Below are 1,101 nucleotides of genomic sequence, written 5' to 3'. Positions count from 1 at the left end.
TGTGATGTCCAGGGAGGTTGTTGAGTCTGCTGGCCGGTGTTGCTCCGATTGCGGAGTGTCGCCTGTGGTGATTGTAGAAGTGGATCCAGCCGGGTAGCGCGTCGCGACGCTCGGTCTCTGTCGAGTAGAGCCTTGCGTAGGCCCATCCGTCCGCGAGGGTGCGGTGGAAGCGCTCGATCTTGCCGTTCGTCTGCGGCCGGTAGGGGCGGGTCCGTTTGTGCGTGATGCTGAGGGCTGCGCATGCGTCCCTCCACGCGAATGAGCGGTAAGCGGCACCGTTATCGGAGAGCACCCGTTCGACGGTGACGCCCCGGTCGGCAAACCAGGCAGTCGCGCGTTGCAGAACCCCGATCGCAGTCTCGGCGCGCTCGTCAGCGTGCATCTCGACGTAAGCGACGCGGGAATGGTCGTCGATGACCGTGTGGAGGTAGCCGACCCCGAGCCGTGGCTGATGGGCGGCGTTGCGGTTCACCCCGGTCATCGCGTGCCGGTTCCTGGTGCCCTGTGCACGCCCGAGAAAGCGGTGCCCGCCGCCGTCGGGGATGTTGCCGAACTTCGTGACATCGACGTGGATCAGCGAGCCGGGATGGTCGTGCTCGTAACGGCGGATCGGTTCTCCGGTGACCCGGTCGATGCGGCTGAGCCGGTTGATCCGGCACCGCACCAGGACCGCGTGAACGGTCGAGGGCGCCAGCCCAAGCTCCCCGGCGATCTGGACCGGTCCCAGTCTGCGTCGCCACCGGGCAGCGACGATCCGCTTGACGATCGGCGACGGCGTCTTCGATGGCATCGAGCGCGGGCGGCTCGAGCGGTCCTGCATCCCGGCGGCACCCTCGGAGCGCCACCTGGCCGCCCACTTCCGCGCCGTCACGGTCGAGACCATGAACATCTTCGCCGCCACTGACGGCGGCCAGTCATCATCGACGATCAGGCGCGCCAAGCGGATACGAGCGCGCGGAGTCAGAGCAGCATTAGCGTGGGACACGAAGACCTCCTGGCTTGTGAAGCGGTTGAACTCAACAGCTCCACTTCACAACCGGAGGTCTTCACCTCTCAGCAGGTCACGGCCGTGTCGCCCGAAACAACGTCCCAGGACATCAC

Annotated in this window: 1 protein-coding gene; it reads right to left on the bottom strand. The window is 66.3% G+C overall.

Going from position 1 to position 1,101, the window contains the following annotated elements; translation table 11 throughout:
- On the bottom strand, positions 1 to 985 hold a 985-nt coding region (locus MR1_RS19115; RefSeq protein WP_084344965.1), incomplete at its 3' end, for an IS481 family transposase.
- Positions 986 to 1,101: the final 116 nt, after the last annotated feature.

The organism is Microbacterium resistens NBRC 103078 (genome assembly GCF_001552355.1).
Lineage (GTDB): Bacteria > Actinomycetota > Actinomycetes > Actinomycetales > Microbacteriaceae > Microbacterium > Microbacterium resistens.
The sequence above is the reverse complement of the archived record's forward strand: the minus strand, read 5'-3'. Positions and strand labels throughout refer to the sequence as shown.